The organism is Tsuneonella sp. HG222 (assembly GCF_053819185.1).
Window position 1 is genome coordinate 2,259,831 of the sequence record NZ_JBSOQZ010000001.1, and the last position, 18,180, is coordinate 2,278,010.

At 66.4% G+C, this 18,180-nt stretch carries 17 protein-coding genes, 1 tRNA gene and 1 pseudogene; 5 read left to right on the forward strand and 14 right to left on the reverse strand.

Translation table 11 applies throughout. From position 1 onward, the window contains the following. Nucleotides 1-37 precede the first annotated feature (37 nt). From ACWPMZ_RS11385 to leuC, 6 genes and pseudogenes are all read right to left on the reverse strand, one after another. Nucleotides 38-757 carry a LuxR C-terminal-related transcriptional regulator gene (locus ACWPMZ_RS11385; RefSeq protein WP_455704121.1) on the reverse strand — a complete coding sequence of 240 codons (720 nt, stop codon included), beginning with the start codon at nt 755-757 and terminating at the stop codon, nt 38-40. A 194-nt stretch (nt 758-951) separates the two neighbouring features. Continuing rightward, nucleotides 952-2,301: an MFS transporter gene (locus tag ACWPMZ_RS11390; RefSeq protein ID WP_455704122.1), complete on the reverse strand. Its 1,350-nt coding sequence runs from the start codon at nt 2,299-2,301 to the stop codon at nt 952-954. A gap of 71 nt (nt 2,302-2,372) precedes the next feature. Continuing rightward, nucleotides 2,373-3,320, reverse strand: a complete 948-nt coding sequence (locus ACWPMZ_RS11395) for an SDR family oxidoreductase (RefSeq protein ID WP_455704123.1) — start codon at nt 3,318-3,320, stop codon at nt 2,373-2,375. Nucleotides 3,321-3,332: 12 nt separating this feature from the next. Then, on the reverse strand, nt 3,333-4,202 hold the full coding sequence (locus tag ACWPMZ_RS11400) for an SDR family NAD(P)-dependent oxidoreductase (protein WP_455704124.1): 870 nt from the start codon (nt 4,200-4,202) through the stop codon (nt 3,333-3,335). Nucleotides 4,203-4,448: 246 nt separating this feature from the next. Beyond that, a pseudogene (locus ACWPMZ_RS11405) lies at nt 4,449-4,793 on the reverse strand (hypothetical protein); the annotation flags it as partial. Nucleotides 4,794-4,849: 56 nt separating this feature from the next. Further along, entirely contained in the window at nt 4,850-6,280 is a 1,431-nt protein-coding gene (leuC, locus tag ACWPMZ_RS11410; protein WP_455704125.1) for a 3-isopropylmalate dehydratase large subunit, read from the reverse strand. Between the two features lie 79 nt (nt 6,281-6,359). Here leuC and ACWPMZ_RS11415 point away from each other — a divergent pair, with 79 nt between their 5' ends. Continuing rightward, nucleotides 6,360-6,872, forward strand: coding sequence for a sterol desaturase family protein (locus tag ACWPMZ_RS11415; protein WP_455704126.1), 513 nt, complete (start codon nt 6,360-6,362; stop codon nt 6,870-6,872). 11 nt (nt 6,873-6,883) lie between these two features. Here ACWPMZ_RS11415 and ACWPMZ_RS11420 read toward each other — a convergent pair whose 3' ends face one another. From ACWPMZ_RS11420 to ACWPMZ_RS11430, 3 genes are all read right to left on the reverse strand, one after another. Further along, nucleotides 6,884-7,024 carry a hypothetical protein gene (locus ACWPMZ_RS11420; RefSeq protein WP_455704127.1) on the reverse strand — a complete coding sequence of 47 codons (141 nt, stop codon included), beginning with the start codon at nt 7,022-7,024 and terminating at the stop codon, nt 6,884-6,886. Between the two features lie 119 nt (nt 7,025-7,143). Continuing rightward, nucleotides 7,144-7,686: a GNAT family N-acetyltransferase gene (locus tag ACWPMZ_RS11425; RefSeq protein ID WP_455704128.1), complete on the reverse strand. Its 543-nt coding sequence runs from the start codon at nt 7,684-7,686 to the stop codon at nt 7,144-7,146. Nucleotides 7,687-7,691: 5 nt separating this feature from the next. Further along, nucleotides 7,692-8,870, reverse strand: a complete 1,179-nt coding sequence (locus ACWPMZ_RS11430) for an amino acid aminotransferase (RefSeq protein WP_455704129.1) — start codon at nt 8,868-8,870, stop codon at nt 7,692-7,694. Nucleotides 8,871-8,962: 92 nt separating this feature from the next. Here ACWPMZ_RS11430 and ACWPMZ_RS11435 point away from each other — a divergent pair, with 92 nt between their 5' ends. Next, nucleotides 8,963-9,619 (forward strand): GDSL-type esterase/lipase family protein, encoded by a 657-nt coding sequence (locus ACWPMZ_RS11435; protein WP_455704130.1) that lies wholly within the window; start codon nt 8,963-8,965, stop codon nt 9,617-9,619. Here ACWPMZ_RS11435 and ACWPMZ_RS11440 read toward each other — a convergent pair. Next, nucleotides 9,616-10,410, reverse strand: coding sequence for a DUF1134 domain-containing protein (locus ACWPMZ_RS11440; protein WP_455704131.1), 795 nt, complete (start codon nt 10,408-10,410; stop codon nt 9,616-9,618). The genes ACWPMZ_RS11435 and ACWPMZ_RS11440 overlap by 4 nt on opposite strands. A gap of 208 nt (nt 10,411-10,618) precedes the next feature. Between ACWPMZ_RS11440 and ACWPMZ_RS11445 the strand changes: the two genes are divergently transcribed. From ACWPMZ_RS11445 to ACWPMZ_RS11455, 3 genes are all read left to right on the forward strand, one after another. Next, nucleotides 10,619-10,711, forward strand: a tRNA-Ser gene (locus tag ACWPMZ_RS11445). A gap of 229 nt (nt 10,712-10,940) precedes the next feature. Next, nucleotides 10,941-12,425 carry an ATPase domain-containing protein gene (locus ACWPMZ_RS11450; RefSeq protein ID WP_455704201.1) on the forward strand — a complete coding sequence of 495 codons (1,485 nt, stop codon included), beginning with the start codon at nt 10,941-10,943 and terminating at the stop codon, nt 12,423-12,425. A 2-nt stretch (nt 12,426-12,427) separates the two neighbouring features. After that, nucleotides 12,428-15,280: a PAS domain-containing protein gene (locus ACWPMZ_RS11455; protein ID WP_455704132.1), complete on the forward strand. Its 2,853-nt coding sequence runs from the start codon at nt 12,428-12,430 to the stop codon at nt 15,278-15,280. Nucleotides 15,281-15,340: 60 nt separating this feature from the next. Here the strand turns inward: ACWPMZ_RS11455 and arsC are convergent, their stop codons facing one another. The 4 genes from arsC to ACWPMZ_RS11475 all read right to left on the reverse strand — a co-directional run bounded on the left by arsC (nt 15,341) and on the right by ACWPMZ_RS11475 (nt 18,110). Then, the gene (gene arsC / locus ACWPMZ_RS11460; RefSeq protein WP_455704133.1) at nt 15,341-15,706 is read right to left on the reverse strand and encodes an arsenate reductase (glutaredoxin); all 366 of its coding nucleotides are present in this window, start codon (nt 15,704-15,706) and stop codon (nt 15,341-15,343) included. Between the two features lie 18 nt (nt 15,707-15,724). Continuing rightward, nucleotides 15,725-16,507 (reverse strand): exodeoxyribonuclease III, encoded by a 783-nt coding sequence (gene xth, locus ACWPMZ_RS11465; RefSeq protein ID WP_455704134.1) that lies wholly within the window; start codon nt 16,505-16,507, stop codon nt 15,725-15,727. 16 nt (nt 16,508-16,523) lie between these two features. Next, entirely contained in the window at nt 16,524-17,378 is an 855-nt protein-coding gene (asd, locus tag ACWPMZ_RS11470; protein WP_455704135.1) for an archaetidylserine decarboxylase, read from the reverse strand. 102 nt (nt 17,379-17,480) lie between these two features. Then, complete coding sequence (locus ACWPMZ_RS11475) at nt 17,481-18,110, reverse strand: hypothetical protein (RefSeq protein ID WP_455704136.1); 630 nt, start codon at nt 18,108-18,110, stop codon at nt 17,481-17,483. Nucleotides 18,111-18,180: the final 70 nt, after the last annotated feature.

An 18,180-nucleotide genomic window follows, 5' to 3' on the forward strand; every position in this document is an offset into this window, starting at 1 on the left:
CCGTAACTGCCCTACATCGGATCGATCCTCGCTCGCGCTAGGCCCGCTTGGCTGCATCATCGATCAGCGCCTGATGATCTGCCGCAACGACCAGCCCGAGTGAAAACGCCTTTACCGAAGCCGTCGTCCGGTCGCTGACGCCGAGCTTGGCAAAAATGCGGCGCACGTAGACGTCGACCGACGACGGGGAAATCTCGAGCAGATCGGCGATGACGGTGTTGCTCTTGCCGAAGGCGATCCATTGCAAGACCTCGAGCTCGCGGTTGGACAGGGGCTGGATCTCGTCCTCCGGCCGGATCAGGGCGCAGTAGCGCTGGAACGAGAGCTGGCCGATCATGTTGAATCGGACCAGGAAAATATCGTCGACGATCCCGTCGGCCGGGCGCTCGGCGCCGAGAAACCCGCACCGCCCGTAAGGCCCGAAGCACGCAGTGCCGACTCCGCTGGCCAGGCCGAAGCGTTCGGCCATGCGCAGATACCGCAGTTGCCGCGGGTCCAGATCTTCTCCCGCGAACGCGTCCGGCCAGGCGAACGAGCCTGTCCGCCGTAGCGAGAGGTCGGGCAAGGGGTCGATCAGGTGGAGACAGGAGCGGTACTTCCGTTCCCACACCGGCGAGAACCCGATGTTGAAGAGGATCCGGCCGACCCGCGGATCGCCCGTCAGCGGGGCGATGAACCAGGCGCGAGTTATGCCCAGATATTGCAGTGACCGCATACAGGCCGAGCGCAAGTCCACCACGCTCGGCGAATCGGACATGGCCCTTACCAACCGGCCAAACTCTTCTGTATCGAAGCTCATGGTTCGCTTGTCCGAGCAGGCACGTCGCAACCGTCGAACAGAATGCCACCGCCGAGCCGCGGAAGCAAAGCAATCCCGCAGCCTGCATTCTGGCTGAAATCAGAACCTGGGAACCGGCCTCTAAGTCCCTTCGAGCCGGCTACGCGAACGGATCAGTGCGTGCGGCTGGCAGGCGGCACGTGGCGCGAGCGTTCGATGAGCAGCGGCGCGGCGGTAAACAGGACCGCGGCCACCGTCAGCACGGCGAAGAAAGGCACCAGGCTTCCATCGCCCATGTCGATCAGCCAGCCGCCCAGCCCGCTTGCCGCAACCGCACCGATGCGGCCGATGAAGATGCCGAAGCCGATCCCCGCCGAGCGGCAGGACGGCGGGTAGGCGTGCGTCATCAGCGCATAGAGGCTGGCGATCGCACCGCTGAAGATCATCCCGGCGATCCCGTAGACCGCCGTCACCTGGAACACGTCGTCGGGACCCGGCGCTGCAGGCAAACCTTCGAGCATGGCACCGAAGGCGACGAGCGTGACCGCCAGCGCGCCCGCGAGGCCAAGCATCACCGCGCGCGAACCCAGCCACTGCACCAACAGCCCGACGGCCATCGACCCGCCAACGGAGGTGATCCCGCCGACGAACACCGCATAGGCAGCGTCGTCGGGGCTGAAGCCCTTCGCCTCGAGGAAGCTGGTCGCCCAGTTCAGCATGCCATAGGCGACGAGCGCCGCCGCGACGAACGAGAGGCCGACACCCAGGTTGAGCCGTGCATTGCCCGGCGCGAACACGCCCCCGCTGCTCGCCGTGCCCGAAGCGCTCCCCTCTTCCACCAGGTCCTGCGGGCCATCCAGCACCCGCGCGGCGGTGGTGTGCGCCTTGTCACGCTGGCCCCGGGCAAGCAGGAACGAGGGGCTGTCGCGCAAGACGGCGACGATAAGCACCACGATGGCGAGCGTGAACGCCCCGGTCAGGACGAAGATACCGCGCCAGGTGTAGATGTCGTTCAGCGTCGGCAGCAGCCCGGCGATGACGAAGCCGCCCGCCGGCGTGCCGACGGAGAGCGTGGTGACCCCGATCGAGCGCCAGCGGTCTGGCAGCCATTCGCCCGCGAGCGCGATGGCGTTGGCATAGGCCGAGCCGAACCCGAGACCGCTGACCAGCCGCCACATGGCCATGTGCCACACGTCCGCGGCGGTGCTGGCGCCGATCGTCGCAAGCGAGAAGACCACGGTCGCAAGTGCCAGCGACCAGCGCCGGCCGATGGTGTCACCCAGCCAGCCGCCGCCCCACGAGCCGATCCCGAAGCCCACCAGCGCGGCGCTCATCGCCCAGCCGAACGAGCCGCGATCTGTACCGAACTCCTCGATCACGCGCGGCGCGACCAGGCCGAGCAACTGGGCGTCCATCCCGTCTGCGACCAGAACGAGCATGCAGACGGCGAACGTGGCAATCGAGAATGCGCGGATCGGCTGGCGCGACAGCGCCTCGCTGAACGTGGTCGAAGTGGCTGTCATTATGGGTCCCTCTCTCGCCGATCACCTTGACCGCGAACGCGCCTTCTTGCCAGTGGCAAATGATCTTGCGGCTACTGCCCCCCGGCCGGACTGGCGGAGCCCAGATCGAGCGCCATGTCCTCCTTCGCTTCGCGCGGAACCGACCGGTTGCCCGGGGCCATCAGATTGCGGGTCATTTCGCGGCGGACCGTCTCGAACTTCACCCGGCCCGGGGGCGCGGGCTCCTGCGGGAAGGCGTCCTCGATCTCGCGGTGGCGCTCCTTCACCTCGTCGAGGAACTCGTTGTTGGTGAAGATGTAGAACCGGTTCTCCTTGATCGCCTGCACCACGGCGCGGCCGGTCTCGTAGGGATCGATCGCGCAGCGCATCGCGTCCCACAGGTCCTTGAGGAACTGCGGCGCGTTCGCCTCGTCGATCGACGGGTCATCCTCGGGCAGCGGCACCAGCGCGGTGCGGGTCGCGCCGGGGAACAGGCACGAAACCCCGATGCCCTTTTCGGCAAGCTGGATGCGCAGGCTCTCGGAGAATCCGCGCACCGCGTACTTGGCTGTCGAATAGGCGGCGAGGCCCGGCAGAGGCACGACGCCGGCCATGCTGCTGGTATTGACGATGTGCCCGCCCTCGCCCTGTTCGCGGATGATCGGGGCGACGATCTTGGTGCCGTTGACCACGCCGCCCAGATTGACCGCCAGCGCCGCGTCCCACCCGTCGAAATCGGGCGAGGCGGCTGTTCCGCCGCCGTTGACGCCGGCGTTGTTGCACAAGACGTGGATCTTGCCGAACGCCGCAAGCGTCTCGTCCACCGCGGCGCGCAAGCTTTCGCGGTCGGCCACGTTCGCCTTCACGAAATGGACGGCGTTGTTGCCCGCCAAGGCCTCTCTTGCCTGCGCGATGTGCTTGTCGCTCCAGTCGGCGAGGCTGACCTTCATCCCTTCCTCAAGGAATGCCCGCGCCATGCCCAGGCCGATGCCGCTGGCGCCGCCCGTGATGAAGGCGACCTTGCCGGTCAGATTGTCCATGAAACGTCCTCTCTATTCGTCGCGGAACTGCCCGAAATCGGGTGCTTCTTCCTTGTCGTCGGGCGTGGCCCCCAGCACCGCGTCGGCGCGGGCGCGCATGGCGTCCTTGTAGAAGCCGTGGGTGACGATGTAGGTCTTGTTGGCGAGGATGCCGTTCGCCACGAGGTGGCCGGCATCTTCCGGCTCCATCCAGTTGTCGCCCACGATGCGGCGGCTCAGCCGCTCCTCGCTGGCCTTGTAGCCGCTCCCTTCGCGCAGGTGCTCGGGCCGGTTCTGGTTGGCTTCGTGGATCCGGCTCTTCACCGGGCCGGGGAGCAGGATCGACACGCCGATATCGTGGTGCGCCAGTTCGCCCTTCACCGCCTCGCAGTAATGGCACACGGCCGCCTTGCTCGCGGCGTAGATCGCCAGGTGCGGCGGCATGACGACCTCGGCGGCGAGGCTGGCCGTCGACACGATGTGCCCGCCGCGCCCGTGCTCGACCATCTGCGGCATGAACTCGACGAAGCCGTTGATCACCCCGCCCACGTTGACCCCGAAGCCGAAGTCGTAATCGGCGTAGGTGGCTTCCAGCACCGGGCCTTCCAGCCCGACTCCGGCGTTGTTGACCAGGATGTCGATCCCGCCGAAGTCCGCCCGCATCCGCTCGGCCGCCTCGCGATAGGCCGCGCGGTTGGTGACATCGAGTTGCAGGGCGCTGACTTGATTGGACCGCCCGCCGCCGGCAAACTCCGCCACCGCCGCCTCGATGTGATCGGGCCTCAGGTCGGCCATGACGACCCGCGCGCCGCGCTCGGCCAGCACCTTGCAGATGCCCAGGCCGATCCCGCTCGCACCCCCGGTGACGAAGGCGGTTTTTCCCTCGAACGACGTTATCGGCATCGGTTCTCCTCTCTCGGCTTCAGCGTGGCAGAGGCCGGCGGCGAGGTAAACCGTTCGCAGGCCCGGCGGTCACGCCAGATTGCCGCATCCGGCACCGCCCTGGGCAAAAGTGTGCGCCTCCAAAGTATACACTAAGGTGACACCAGGAGAGCAGCCGACCCGGCAAGGGAATCACGCATGACGATCATCGCCAGCTTCGAGCAGATTTTCCCGCTGTAGGAAAATCGAACCTGCCGCGCCTCGCGCTCAGAAGGCCGTGCCGTCGCCCACATGGCCCGATCCGGTGCGGATGAATTCGTCATCGTCGGTTTCGACATGGCGCGCGTCGTAAAAGCGGGCTTCGATCCCTTCGAGGTCGGCCTGCGCGAAGAGCCGCGAATTGACCGCTTCCTTGGTCACTTCGTGCGGCGGCAGGATGGTATAGTGGATGGCCGTTCCGCAAGTCGGACAATGGTGCCCGGCCAGCCAGACATCGGCGATGTCCTCGCGCGAATAGGCCCGGGTCTCGCCCGTCACGGTGATGCTGCCGGGCGGGAAATAGACCCACGCGGCGCCGAGCTTGCGGCAGAAATCGCAGTTGCAGAAGGTGACGTGGCTGGGCCGCCCGGGAATCTCCACCGTCACCCGGCGGCACAGGCACTGGCCCTTCACGCAAGCTCCCGAACGTCGGTCAGCTTGCCGGTGACGGCCGCCGCGGCGGCCATGGCCGGGCTGACGAGGTGGGTGCGCGCGCCGGGGCCCTGGCGGCCGACGAAATTGCGGTTGCTGGTGCTGGCGCAGCGCTCGCCCGGCGGGACCTTGTCGGGATTCATGCCCAGGCAGGCCGAGCAGCCAGGCTCGCGCCATTCGAGGCCCGCGTCGATGAAGACCTTGTCCAGCCCCTCGGCCTCGGCCTGCGCCTTCACCAGGCCCGAGCCGGGCACAACGATCGCCCATTTGACGCCGGGCGCCTTCGTGCGGCCGCGGAGAACCTCGGCTGCGGCGCGCAGGTCCTCGATCCGGCTGTTGGTGCAGCTGCCGATGAAGACGTTCTGCACTTCGACCTCGTCCATCCGCATTCCGGGTGCGAGGCCCATGTAGTCGAGGCTGGCCTGCGCCGCCCGCTGCTTGTTCGGATCGGCGAAACCGGCGGGATCGGGCACGACGCCGCCGATCGCGACGGTATCTTCGGGGCTGGTGCCCCATGTGACCGTCGGCTCGACCAAAGCGGCGTCGATGGTGACGGTCCGGTCGAACCGGGCGCCCTCGTCCGAGTGCAGCGTCCGCCAGTATGTCACGGCCTCGTCCCAGTCGGCCCCGTGCGGAGCCAGCGGGCGCCCCTTCAGGTAAGCGAAAGTCGCCTCGTCGGGGGCGACCAGGCCCGCGCGGGCGCCGGCCTCGATACTCATGTTGCAGACGGTCAGCCGGCCCTCGACGCTCATCTCCTCGAACACCTTGCCGCGGTATTCGATGACATGGCCGTTACCGCCGGCGGTACCGATCGTCCCCACGATGTGCAGGATCAAATCCTTGCTGGTGACGCCGGGCGACAGATCGCCCTCGACCACCACCTGCATGGTCTTGGACGGACGCAGGAGGAGGGTCTGCGTGGCGAGCACATGCTCGACCTCGCTCGTCCCGATGCCAAAGGCCAGGGCGCCCATCCCGCCGTGCGCGGCCGTGTGGCTATCGCCGCAGACGATCGTCGTGCCAGGCAGGCTGAAGCCCTGCTCCGGTCCCACGACGTGGACGATGCCCTGCTCCTTCGCCGTCGCGCCGAAATAGCGCACGCCGAATTCCGGGGCGTTGCGCTCGAGCGCCTCGAGCTGGCCGCGGCTTTCGATATCGGCGATCGGCACCCGGTTGCCCGCCGCGTCCACCCGCGCAGTTGTGGGCAGGTTGTGGTCGGGCACGGCGAGGGTCAGCTCGGGCCGGCGCACCGTGCGCCCGGCAATCCGCAACGCCTCGAAGGCCTGCGGGCTCGTCACCTCGTGCACCAGGTGGCGGTCGATGAAGATCAGGCACGTGCCGTCGGGGCGCCGCTCGATCACGTGCGCGTCCCAGATCTTTTCGTAGAGTGTGCGGGGCTTCGAAGCCATGTCCGTGACCTAGGCGGCAGATGGCTTGCGGGGCAAGCGGGGGCTGTCTTTGAACGGCCAAAGTGTTTATTTGGCCGCCATGGCATTCATCCTTCCCGTCCTGATCGTCGTCGCCACCGTGCTGGCGATGGAATGGGTCGCATGGGCGAGCCACAAGTACGTGATGCACGGCTTCGGCTGGGGCTGGCACCGCGACCACCACGAGCCGCACGACAACCTGCTGGAGAAAAACGACCTCTACGCGATCGTCGGCGCGGCGATCTCGATCGGCTTCTTCGCGCTCGGCAGCCCGCTGGTCATGGGGGAAAACGCCTGGTGGCCGGGGACCTGGATCGGGCTCGGCGTGCTGGGCTATGGGATCATCTACACGCTGATCCACGACGGGCTGGTGCATCAGCGGTATTTCCGCTGGGTGCCCAAGCGCGGCTATGCCCGGCGTCTGGTGCAGGCGCACAAGCTGCACCATGCCACCGTCAGCCGCGAGGGCGGGGTCAGCTTCGGCTTCATCTTCGTGCGCGATCCGGCGGCGCTCAAGGCCGATCTCAGGCGGCAGGCGGCGGCGGGAACTACGCGGCTGCGCGACAGCGCCTGACCGCGACGCGGCTACACGTAGACGAGAAATATCCAAGCAAGCAGCGCGCCGACCCCGAAAAGCACCAGTCCAACCTTGAGCAACATCGCGTTGCGGCGCTTGCGGGCGGCGGCGATCTTGCGCAGATCGTCCTTGTGCATCGTCTCCGTCATCCGGCTTCTAAAAAGAATTCGATGCGGTTCGTCAACATCCCGGCTGGGGGGTGCACAGCTATTTAGCGCTCGCGCCCAACAAGGCCGGCAGACTTAGCGAGCATTTAAATTCCTGAGTTTCAAAAGGAAAGTGGGCCACCGGAAAAGCTCGCCCGGTCGATTTCATAAACCACGTGGCGCACCGGCCCGTCCGGCGTCTCGGTGTAGTCTATCCGATCGGTCAGGCGGCCGCCGATCTTCTCCATCGCGCGGCGGCTGATTGCATTGTTCTCGCCGACGCGAAACGTGACCCGCTCGACGAACCCGAGCGCATGGGCGAGCATCAAGCGCTTCATTTCGCCGTTCGCGCCGCTGCCCCACTTGCTGCGGGCAAGGAACGTCCAGCCGATCTCCACTTCGCCGCCGCCCGCCGGATCGTAGCCCTGGAACCGGCTCGAGCCGATGACTGCGCCGCTCGCCTTGTCGATCACCGCCAGCGCCCCGCCCTTGTCCAGCGCGTCCGCGAAGAACGCGCGGAACACCGGCTCCTGCCAGCGATCGTGCATCGGATGGACGGCCCAGACGAGCGGATCGCCGGCGATGGCGAACAGGGCATCCCAGTCGTCCGGCCGCAGCGGCCGCAACACCAGGGTTTCGCCCTCAAGGACCGGCTGGCGGTCCATCGAAGCTATCCCGCGACGGCGCGAATGGCGGCGACAAACTTGTCGAGGTTGTCGGTCGTCAGCCCGGCCACGTTGATGCGTCCCGACCCGGCCATGTAGATGCCGTGCTCGTCGCGCAGGGTATCGATCTGCGCCTTGTCGAGCGGCAGCATCGCAAACATCCCGCTCTGCCCAGCGAGCGGCGCAAGGTCGACCGTCCCCACCTGGCCCGCCGCGCCCAGGCGCTCGCGCACCTGGTTGATCCGCGCGCGCATCTGGTCGAGCTCGTCCTGCCACTGCGCGGTCAGGGCTTCGTCGGCCAGCACGATCCGGACCGCCGCCGCGCCGTGATCGGGCGGCATCGACCAGGCCGCGCGCGCCAGCGCCGCGCCGTTCGACAGGACCTTGGCGAGATCGCCCCCGTTCTTCGCACAGACGTAGATCGCGCCCACGCGGTCGCGGTAGAGCCCGAAGTTCTTGTCGCAGCTATAGGCCACCAGCGTTTCGGGCACGGCATCGACCACCGTCCGCGCGCCGTAGGCGTCCTGTTCCATCCCCTGGCCGAGGCCCTGGTAGGCGAGATCGACGATCGGCAGGGCCGGGCTGTCCTTCAGCAGGGCGGCGATCCGGTCCCATTCCTCGGCGCTGTAGTCGATCCCGGTGGGGTTGTGGCAGCAGCCGTGCAGCAGCACCGCATCGCCCTCTCGCGCCTCGCCGATCGCGGCCTCGAGCGCGAGCACGTCGGCGGTCCCGTCCGAGGCCGAATGCGCGAAGGTCACCAGCTCCAGGCCCAGATCCTTCACGATCTGCGCATGGTTGGGCCAGCTCGGCACGCCCATGACGATCCGTGTCACCCCGGCCGCCCGGGCCAGGGCCAGCGCCAGCCGCACCGCGCCGGTGCCGCCGGGGGTCTGCATCCCCTCGATCCGCCCGCCGCGGGTGGGATCGTCGCCGCCGAAGATCCAGGGCATCAGCGCATGGACGAACTCCATGTCACCCTCAGGCCCGAGATAGGCCTTGGAATCCTGCTCCGCGACCAGCTTCGCCTCGGCCGCCTTGATCGCACCAAACACGGGCGTCGCGCCCTGTCCGGTGCGGTAGACGCCGACGCCCAAATCGATCTTGTCGGTGCGCGGGTCGGCATCGTGGAGCTTGATGAGCGCAAGGAGCGCGTCCGGCGGCTGTTGGTCGAGTCTGTCGAGCATGGCCGCGCCTTTGCCCCCCGCCCTGCGCCATCGCAACCCGAAATGGCGCGCGCCCTTTCAAGGAATTCCACGCCGCGCTAACGTCCAGCTTCATGAACCGCCGATTTGCCCTGCTGCTTGCCGTGCTGGCGACTGTCGCGGGCGCGGCGCTCTGGCACAATCGCGACCGCATCTGGCCGTCCTGCTCGTCGCGCGAGCGCCCGGCATGGCTGACCGATCCGGCGCCGCTGGTCGTCTTCGGCGATTCCCATGTCTGCCAGGCGCGTTTCGGCGAGGAGTATCCCCGGGTAGACTTCGCCTGGCGCGGACTGCCGGGCGCAACGACGGCCCAGCTCGACGAACGTGTCGGTCAGGCGCTGGCCCCACGCCCGCGCAAGGTCCTGCTGGTCGCGGGAACGAACGATGTCGTGCAGGGCCGCACGCCGGAGCAATTTAGGGCAGACTATGGCCAGCTTGTCGCCCGGTTTCCCCAAGGACCCGCTCTCGCGCTAACGACGATGCCGCCGTGCAGCAACCGGCTATGCAACCACCCCGTCCAGCAGCAGCGCCTGCTGGCGATGAACGCCGAGATCAGCCGGATCGCTGCAGAGCGCGGGGCGACGCTGATCGATCTTCACGCCGCGATCGCCGGGCCGGACGGATCACTGCCGCCCGACCTCACGACCGACGGCATTCACCTGTCGGCGGAGGCCAATCGGCGCTTCCACACGCTGGTGGCGCCGTGGATGGAAGGCGAGACGGGCTCCTAGAGCGGCAGCCAGCGCTGCTTTTTCGAGAAGCGCATGTAGCCCGCGTTGACCCCCAGGCGGACCCCGGCGCCCAGGCGGATCGGGATCAGCACCACGTCGCCCTTGCGCAGGTAGCTCGCGGTCAGCCCGCCCAGCAGGTAGGCGTCGCCCGAGCCCGCCGGATAGCGCTCATAAAGCTCCTCGGTATCGTAGAGGTTGTAGACCAGCACGAAGGTGTTGGCGGCATTGGCGCCGATGTCGAATCCGATCGAGGGCCCGGTCCAGTAGACCGGCTTCTGGCCTTCGACCTTGTGATACAGCGTGCCCGAACCGTACCGCACCCCCAGTCCCAGCGCGGCGCCGGCTTCGCGGCCGACGATATAGCCGTTGGGCTCACCCTGGTTCTTGAGCAGGTCTTCGATCATCCGGGCGATGCCTTCGGCGCCCTTGCCGAAGACGCCTTCGGCCGCGCCGATCAAATCGTCCTGCTTGTAGGTATCGCCCTGGGCGGCGGCGACCCCGGGTTCGGACGCGGCCTGCGTCGCGGCCGTGGAGGGATCGGCGCTGGTCACCACCGGCGCAGCGTCGGCCGGCGCTGGGGGCGCGCCTTCGGGCGGCAGGTTCAGGGCGCGATCGGTGTAGCTGGGCGCCGGGAGCGGCGCATCCTGCGGCTGCGCCAGATCGCCGTCGATCGCGACGGCATCGGGATCGATCGTTTCGATGGATTGCGCAGCCAGCGGTGCCGCGGCGAGTGCGAGTGGCGCCAGCGTGGCAAACGTGGCCAAGCGGCGAAGTGCAGCGATGATCGACATAGTGTTGTTCCCCAATCCCGTCCGGGCGGATTGCTCCGTGCACAGGAGAATCCACTGGCGGTGAAGCGGCAATGAATGCGCGGCAGAGCGAATCCGATTTGCGGTGAACCGAGTCCGGCAACCGCCCGGAGGAGTGAAAAATCCTCCCAGGTGCACCCTTGATGCCCCGCAACCCCCTCGCTATAGGGCCGTTCGCTAGCCGCGATCCGGAGACGTGGGTGAGTGGCTGAAACCAACGGTTTGCTAAACCGTCATACTGGAAAATCCGGTATCGAGGGTTCGAATCCCTCCGTCTCCGCCAGCTTGTATTGCGTGTGAACCCCCGGCTTGCCGGCACGGCCCCACGCACTCCCCCTTGCAGCCGCCAGGCGCGTGAGCGTCGCTCAGGACGTTGTCCTTCCGGAGCAAGACTACAACGATCAAAAAGTGGCTTGGCAAAGTATCCCGAGCGTTTCAGACGCTGTTTACTGGCGGATTTCCCGCCACGGGCGTAAGGACTGTTCGTGTCGCAAACCTTTGAACCGCCCGCAATGCTGCCGATCGGGGTCGCCGGCCTCGACGATGTCCTCAATGGTGGTTTGACGCCCCATCGAATGTACCTGATCGAAGGTACCCCGGGCACCGGCAAGACCACGCTTGGCCTCTCGTTCCTCCTGTCCGGCCACGCCCTGGGGGAAAGCAGCCTCTATATCACCCTCGCGGAAACCGAGGTGGAACTGCGTGCCGTGGGCCGCTCGCACGGCTGGTCGCTCGACGGGCTGCAGCTGTTCGAGATGGTCCCGGCCGACGGTTTCGGCGACGATCAGGAGCAGACGCTGTTGCACCCGAGCGAGGTGGAACTCGGCGAAACCGTGCGGGCCATCATGCAGAAGGTCGACGAGTTGCGGCCGGCACGGGTCGTGCTCGACAGCCTTTCCGAGCTGCGCCTGCTGGCGCAAAGCCCGATCCGCTACCGACGCCAGATACTCGCACTCAAGCATTTCTTCTCCACGCGCGAGTGCACGGTGCTGTTCCTCGACGACAAGGGTGCCGAAGGCGGGGATCTCCAGCTGCACAGCATCGCTCACGGCGTGATCTCGCTCGACCAGACCCTCGCCAGCTTCGGCGGGCACCGGCGGCGCCTGCACGTGGTCAAGATGCGCGGCGTGCACTTCAAGGGTGGATATCACGACTTCGAAATCCAGCGCGGTGGACTGCGCGTATATCCGCGGCTCGTCGCCGCCGATCACGGCTTGTCGACGGGCGACACGGTGACGACGACGGGATCGGATGAACTGGACGCACTGATCGGCGGCGGGCTGGTAGCCGGCACGGCGACCCTGCTGACGGGTCCGGCCGGTGTCGGCAAGACGACCGCCTGCGTCCAATGCATGGTTGCGGCTCTCGAGCGCGGGGAAAGGGCTTCGTATTTCCTGTTCGACGAACGCGCGCAGACACTCTTCTCGCGCTGCGAATCCCTCGGGCTGGACCTGCGCGGATATGTCGAGCGCGGCCTCCTGCAGTTGCGCACGATAGACCCGGCCGAAATGTCGCCCGGCGAATTTTCCAGTGTCGTGCAGAGCGCCGTAGAGGAGCATGGCGCGACGATCGTCGTCATAGACAGCCTCAATGCCTATCTGCAGGCGATGCCGAACGAGCAGTTCCTCGTCCTGCAGATGCACGAGTTGCTCAGCTATCTGGGCAACAACGGGATCGTCAGCCTTCTCATCCTGGGCCTGCACGGGGTGACGGGCGACATCAGGTCCGATGTCGATCTCAGCTACCTGTCGGATACGGTCATCCAGCTGCGTTATTTCGAGGCGGAGGGAGAAGTCCGGCAGGCGATCTCCGTCATCAAGACACGGACGGCGCGGCATGAGAGGACGATCCGCGAATTTCAGATCGGCAAAGGGGGGCTCAACATCGGCGAACCTCTGAAGGGGTTCCAGGGCGTGCTGACCGGCGTACCGCGTTTCTCGGGCGAGGGAAGCGCGCTTATGGCAAGCCGGGAAGACCACAAGGCTATGCGCAGCTGACGATGGCTGCGCGCGTCTTGATCTTTGCACCGCGCGGCCGCGATGCATCCATCGCTGCGGATCTGCTGAAACGCAATTCGGTCGAGGCATTCATCTGTTCGGACGAGCAATGCCTTCTCACCGAGCTCGCCGCCGGGGTCGAGGCGGTGCTGCTTACCGAGGAGGCCCTCGCCAAGGGATTGCCGGACCTGGCGGCCTGGGTCGCTTCGCAGGAGACCTGGTCCGACGTTCCCTTCGTGGTGCTGTCCAACGGCTCCACCTCTCCGCGCACGGCCGCGGCCCGGCAGCGACTGTCGGAACTGGGCAATGTGGTGCTGCTCGAGCGGCCGATGCACAGCGAGGCGCTGCTGGGTGCCATCCGCTCGTCATTGCGAGCGCGGGCGCGGCAATATGAACTTCGCGATGCCTCGGAGCGCCTGCGCGAGAGCGAAGAGCGCCTGAGGCTCGCCGTCGACAATGCCGAAATCGGCTTCTGGGACGTGGATCTGGTCCACGACAAACTGATCTGGCCGGCACGGACCAAGGCCATGTTCGGGATTTCGCCGAACGTGCCGGTTACGATGGAGGACTTCTACAACGGGCTTCATCCCGATGATCGTGATCGCACGACCGCAGCCTATCTGGCAGCGGCCGATCCGAATGAGCGCTCGCTGTACGACGTCGAGTATCGAACCATCGGCAAGGAAGACGGCAAAACCCGGTGGATTGCCGCCAAGGGCCGCGGCGTTTTCGACGATGCAGGCCGCTGCCTGCGCGTTGCCGGCACGGTGCTCGACATCACTCCCCGCAAGCTGGCCGAGCTGCGGCGCATGGCGCTGGTCGAACTGACCCAGTCCATCCGCGATCTCGACGATCCCGAAGCCATTTCCTACGCAGCGGCGGAGGTGCTCGGCCGTGCGCTGGGTAGCGCGCGGGTGGGATATTCGGCAGTGGATGCCGAGGCCGAAACGCTGATCACTACCCGTGACTGGACCGCGCCGGGCGTCGAAACACTGGCGGGCGTCCTGACACTGCGGGATTACGGGTCCTTCGTCGACGATCTGAAGGCCGGCGAATTCATCGCAATCGAAGATGTCCGGACCGATCCCCGGACTGCCGGAGCGGCGGCGGCATTCGAAGCAAAGAGCACGTTGTCGTTCGTCAACGTGCCGGTGGTGGAGCAAGGCCGGCTCGTCGCGGTTTTCTTCGTCAATCATGCCGAACCGCGTGGTTGGGACGAGGCCAATCTCACGCTCATCAAGGAATTCGCCGATCGCACGCGCACGGCCGTTGCCCGCGCTCGAGGCGACCAGGCGCTGCGCGAAAGCGAAGCGCGCCTGCGCGATCTGAACGAAACGCTCGAAGAGCAGGTCGCCGCACGCTCGGCCGAGCGCGATACGCTGTGGAACCTGTCGCAGGACATGTTCGCCCGTGCCGATTACACCGGCATGATGTCGGCGGTAAGCCCGGCTTGGGGCCGGGTCCTGGGATGGAGCGAGCGCGAGCTGCTGTCGCGCGGATATGCAACCTTCATGCATCCCGAAGACGAGCCCGGAACGCTCGAGGCGATCGGTCAGATGGCTGCGACCGGACAACCGACGCGCTTCGAGAACCGCATAAGCACGCGCGACGGCGCATGGAAGTACATCGAATGGACCGTCGTCCCGGAAGCCGACGGGGCCAATTTCATCGCCGTCGGCCGGGACCTGACCCATGCCAAGGCGCGCGAAGCGGAACTGGCTCTTGCACAGGAAGCCCTACGCCAGAGCCAGAAGATGGAAGCCATGGGCCAGCTCACCGGCGGCGTGGCGCACGATTTCAACAACCTCCTCACGCCGATCATCGGCTCGCTCGATCGTCTGCAGCGCAAGGCCCTGGGCGATGAACGCGACCGGCGCCTGATCGACGGCGCCATGCAATCGGCCGAACGGGCGCGGACGCTCGTCCAGCGCCTTCTGGCTTTCGCCCGCCGGCAGCCCTTGCAGACCCGGGCGGTCGACATCGGGACGCTGCTGGACGGGCTGCGCGACCTGCTCGAAAGCACGATGGGGCCCCGCATCGTCCTGACCTTCGACGTGCCCGGCGATTTGCCGTCGGCGGCCGCCGACGAAAACCAGATCGAGATGGCCATCCTCAATCTGGCCGTGAATGCGCGCGACGCGATGAGTGACGACGGGGGTTCGCTGTCGATCAGCGCACGCCTGGTAACGGCCGACGGGGAGCAACAGCCGGACCTCAACCCCGGAGATTATATCTGCCTGTCAGTCGCCGACACGGGCACCGGAATGGACGAAGCCACGCTGGCGCGCGCGGTGGAGCCGTTCTTCAGCACCAAGGGCATCGGACAGGGAACCGGACTAGGACTGTCGATGGTCCACGGCCTGGCCGCCCAGATGGGCGGCTCGCTCAACATCACCAGTGAACTTGGCCGCGGCACGCAGATGGATTTCTACCTCCCCGTCAGCGAGGAGGCCGCAAGCGTCGCGCCGGCGCCAAGCGCTCCGGAGTCCCCGCAGGAAAGCGGCCGGATCCTACTGGTCGACGACGAACTGCTGATCCGGATGAGCACCGCGGAGATGCTCACGGATCTGGGATACCGCGTCATCGAAGCCAGTTCGGCGGAAGACGCTCTCCGCCACGTAAACGAAGGCAAGGCGTTCGACATCCTGGTGACCGACCACCTGATGCCCGGCATTTCGGGCGTCGAACTGGCGAGCGAACTGCGCAAGACAAGGCCGCAACTGCCCGTGCTGATCGTGTCCGGCTACGCCGACATCGAAGGGGTCGACGCGAATATCCCGCGACTGGTCAAGCCGTTCCGCCTGTCGGAGCTAGCCACCAAGCTGGATGAACTGCTCGTGGGGGCCGACGCGTAGGTTATCCGTACGCCGCCACGGGATTACGTCTATATGATCCCCTTCGGCGAGTGCGGCGGGTTACCCGTCCAGCAAGGGCAATACGGACTCGGACGGCCGGCACAGCTTCGTGCCCTTGGGGGTCACGACGATCGGCCGGTTCACCAGGATCGGATGTTCGACCATCGCCGCGACGATCGCTTCGTCGGACGTTGCAGGGTCGAGCAAGCCCAGTTCGGCTGCCGGGGTGCCCCTCTCGCGCAGCACGTCGCGCGGGCCCGCATCCATGTCGGCAAGCAGTTCGGCAAGCTTGTCTTTCGTCCAGCCGACCTTGCGGTATTCGACCACGGTGGGGGTGTGGCCCGCCGCCTCGATCATCGCCAGAACGTTGCGCGACGTGCCGCACTCCGGATTGTGGTAAATCGTTACGGGAAACGGGTCAGTCATCGGCGTATCATCCTCACTTCAGGCCCGCGCCTTGCCCAGCTGAATCCAGACCGGCGCGTGGTCGCTCGTCTTGTCCCAGCCGCGCGGGCGCTTGTCGACCTCTGCCTTCTTCAGCAGGGCGGTGGCAGGCCCGTTCAGGAGGAAATGGTCGATCCTCAGCCCGGCATTGCGCTCGAAGGCGCCGCGCCAGTACTTCCAGAACGTGTAGATCGTGTCGTCGGGGTGCAGGTGGCGAATGGCGTCGGTCCACCCTTGCTCCAGAAGCCGGGCATATGCCTCGCGGACTTCGGGCGCGAACAGCGCATCGTCGCGCCATCGTTCGGGCGCGTAGACATCGCGATCGGTCGGCATGACGTTGTAGTCGCCCGCCACGATCACCGGCGCATCGAGGCCGATCAGCGTGCCCAGATGGGTGTGCAACCTTTCGAACCAGCGAAGCTTGAAGTCGAACTTGGGTCCCGGTCGGGGATTGCCGTTGGGCAGGTAAAGGCCCGCCACCAGCACGCCGTTGATGGCAGCTTCGATATAGCGGCTTTGCGCATCGTCCGGATCGCCGGGCAAACCGCGGCGCGTTTCGTGGATTTCGCCGACCCGGCTCAGGATCGCCACCCCGTTCCAGCGGCTCTGGCCGTGCCAGACCGCATCGTAGCCCGCATCGCGGATCGCCTTTTCCGGGAAGCGCTCCTGCGGCGCTTTCAGCTCCTGCAGGCAGACGATGTCGGGCTTGGCCAGCTCGAGCCAGCGCAGCAACACCGGCAGCCTGCCATTGATGCCGTTCACGTTGTAGCTGGCGATCTTCAAAGCCGATGCCCGATCGTCATCGGCCAGGCACGCTGCCCATCGCCTCGCCGAGACGAACCGGACGTTCGGGAGCCCATTTCTCGTTGAACGCGATGGCGCCCTGCCGGAACAGCATCACGACGGTCGAGCCGAGGAGGAAGCGGCCCATTTCCTCGCCCTTTTTCAAGCAGACCTCGCCTTCGCTATAGGTCCACTCGGCGATCTTACCGCTGCGCTTGGCATTGACCACGCCGTGCCAAGCGGTCGCGATGCTTCCGACGATGGTGGCACCCACCAGGACCATCGCGAATGGTCCATGTTCGGACGACTCGAACAGGCAGACCACCCGCTCGTTGCGGGCGAACAGGTTCGGCACTCCCCTGGCCGTTACCGGATTGACCGAGAACAGCGTGCCCGGGACGTGGATCATGCGCATCAGCGTGCCGTCGCAGGGCATGTGCAGCCGGTGGTAATCCTTGGGCGAAAGGTACAGGTTGGCGAAACTGCCGTGGCGAAACAGCGCCGCCAGCGCCGCATCCCCGCCGAGCAATCCGGTCGTTGTGAAACGGTGGCCCTTGGCCTGTACCATGTGATGGTCGTCGATCTCGCCGAGCTGGCTGATCGCCCCATCGACCGGTGAGACGAAAGCAGCATCCGCCAGCGGTCGGGCGCCGTCTTTCAGTGCCCGGGTGAAAAATTCATTGAAGGTGCCATAGCCAGCGATGTCGGGATTAGCGGCCTCGGACATGTCTACGCCGTACTTGCGGACGAACCACCGGATCAGCCGGGTGGTAATGCCCCCGCCGCGCGCCCCGGCAATTCGCCCGGCGAAAGTGGTAAGGCCCTGCTTGGGCAGCAGGTACTGGAGGAGGATTGCGCTGCGATCTGACATATGGATTGCTAAACGCCGCGGACGGCTATCGTGTCCTGAGTGGCGGGTCGAGCCTGCCAATAATCCAACGGCCCTGCTGGCGGGCCACCCTGTTCGCCTGCCTCAGAATGTGCCTGCGTCGCTCTGGGCATCGCCGGGCCTGTCGAAATCGATGCTGACCGCATTGGTGTTCGCGGCGTAGGCGAACTTGCCGCCAATCCGGCGAAACTCGTCGACCGTAACCATCTCGCCTTCAGGTAGCGCCCGCCCTGCTTCCGGAAACAGCCGCCGCACCTCGGACCGCGCCAGGGCCAGGCGCCCCTCGCGCGAAATGTACAGCGTGAGGTTCGTCCACTTCCCGCCGGTCGTGGCTTGCACCTGATAGGAGTCGAAATCGCCGGCGTCACCGCGCGGTTTCAGACTGAAATCGCTGGCCATCACGCCGGCAACGGTCTCACGCCCGGCTGCGGAAGGCTGGTTTAACCCGCTGGGCGCGATGGGCGTGGCGGCAGCATCCTCAAGGATCGCGGCATCCTGCAGCGCCTGCTCCGTCCCACCTTCTGAGCTTGCCTGCTCATCGGGGGGTGAAGTCAAGCGGCGGGCCTGCAGCCGCTCCAGCGGCCCAAGTTCGATGCGGATGGGATAGTCCGGCCCGTTGCCCTGCCGGAGTGCCGATGCCGGCAGGGTAATCGCGGCTGCGGCAGCAAGAAGGAACAGGCCCGTCAACACCGCCAGCAGGAGCAAGCCCTGCATAGTCGGCGTTCGGTCAGCCGGAGTGGCAGCGTGATCGATCTGGATCTCGTCTACTGGCAATCCGACCATC

Coding starts and splice junctions, on each gene's coding strand:
- ACWPMZ_RS11475 (WP_455704136.1), bottom strand. CDS start 18,110: ATGCAGGGCTTGCTCCTGCTGGCGGTGTTGACGGGCCTGTTCCTTCTT.
- ACWPMZ_RS11425 (WP_455704128.1), bottom strand. CDS start 7,686: ATGGACCGCCAGCCGGTCCTTGAGGGCGAAACCCTGGTGTTGCGGCCG.
- ACWPMZ_RS11435 (WP_455704130.1), top strand. CDS start 8,963: ATGAACCGCCGATTTGCCCTGCTGCTTGCCGTGCTGGCGACTGTCGCG.
- ACWPMZ_RS11395 (WP_455704123.1), bottom strand. CDS start 3,320: ATGGACAATCTGACCGGCAAGGTCGCCTTCATCACGGGCGGCGCCAGC.
- arsC (WP_455704133.1), bottom strand. CDS start 15,706: ATGACTGACCCGTTTCCCGTAACGATTTACCACAATCCGGAGTGCGGC.
- leuC (WP_455704125.1), bottom strand. CDS start 6,280: ATGGCTTCGAAGCCCCGCACACTCTACGAAAAGATCTGGGACGCGCAC.
- ACWPMZ_RS11385 (WP_455704121.1), bottom strand. CDS start 757: ATGTCCGATTCGCCGAGCGTGGTGGACTTGCGCTCGGCCTGTATGCGG.
- ACWPMZ_RS11415 (WP_455704126.1), top strand. CDS start 6,360: ATGGCATTCATCCTTCCCGTCCTGATCGTCGTCGCCACCGTGCTGGCG.
- ACWPMZ_RS11390 (WP_455704122.1), bottom strand. CDS start 2,301: ATGACAGCCACTTCGACCACGTTCAGCGAGGCGCTGTCGCGCCAGCCG.
- ACWPMZ_RS11420 (WP_455704127.1), bottom strand. CDS start 7,024: ATGACGGAGACGATGCACAAGGACGATCTGCGCAAGATCGCCGCCGCC.
- ACWPMZ_RS11440 (WP_455704131.1), bottom strand. CDS start 10,410: ATGTCGATCATCGCTGCACTTCGCCGCTTGGCCACGTTTGCCACGCTG.
- ACWPMZ_RS11450 (WP_455704201.1), top strand. CDS start 10,941: ATGCTGCCGATCGGGGTCGCCGGCCTCGACGATGTCCTCAATGGTGGT.
- ACWPMZ_RS11400 (WP_455704124.1), bottom strand. CDS start 4,202: ATGCCGATAACGTCGTTCGAGGGAAAAACCGCCTTCGTCACCGGGGGT.
- ACWPMZ_RS11430 (WP_455704129.1), bottom strand. CDS start 8,870: ATGCTCGACAGACTCGACCAACAGCCGCCGGACGCGCTCCTTGCGCTC.
- asd (WP_455704135.1), bottom strand. CDS start 17,378: ATGTCAGATCGCAGCGCAATCCTCCTCCAGTACCTGCTGCCCAAGCAG.
- ACWPMZ_RS11455 (WP_455704132.1), top strand. CDS start 12,428: ATGGCTGCGCGCGTCTTGATCTTTGCACCGCGCGGCCGCGATGCATCC.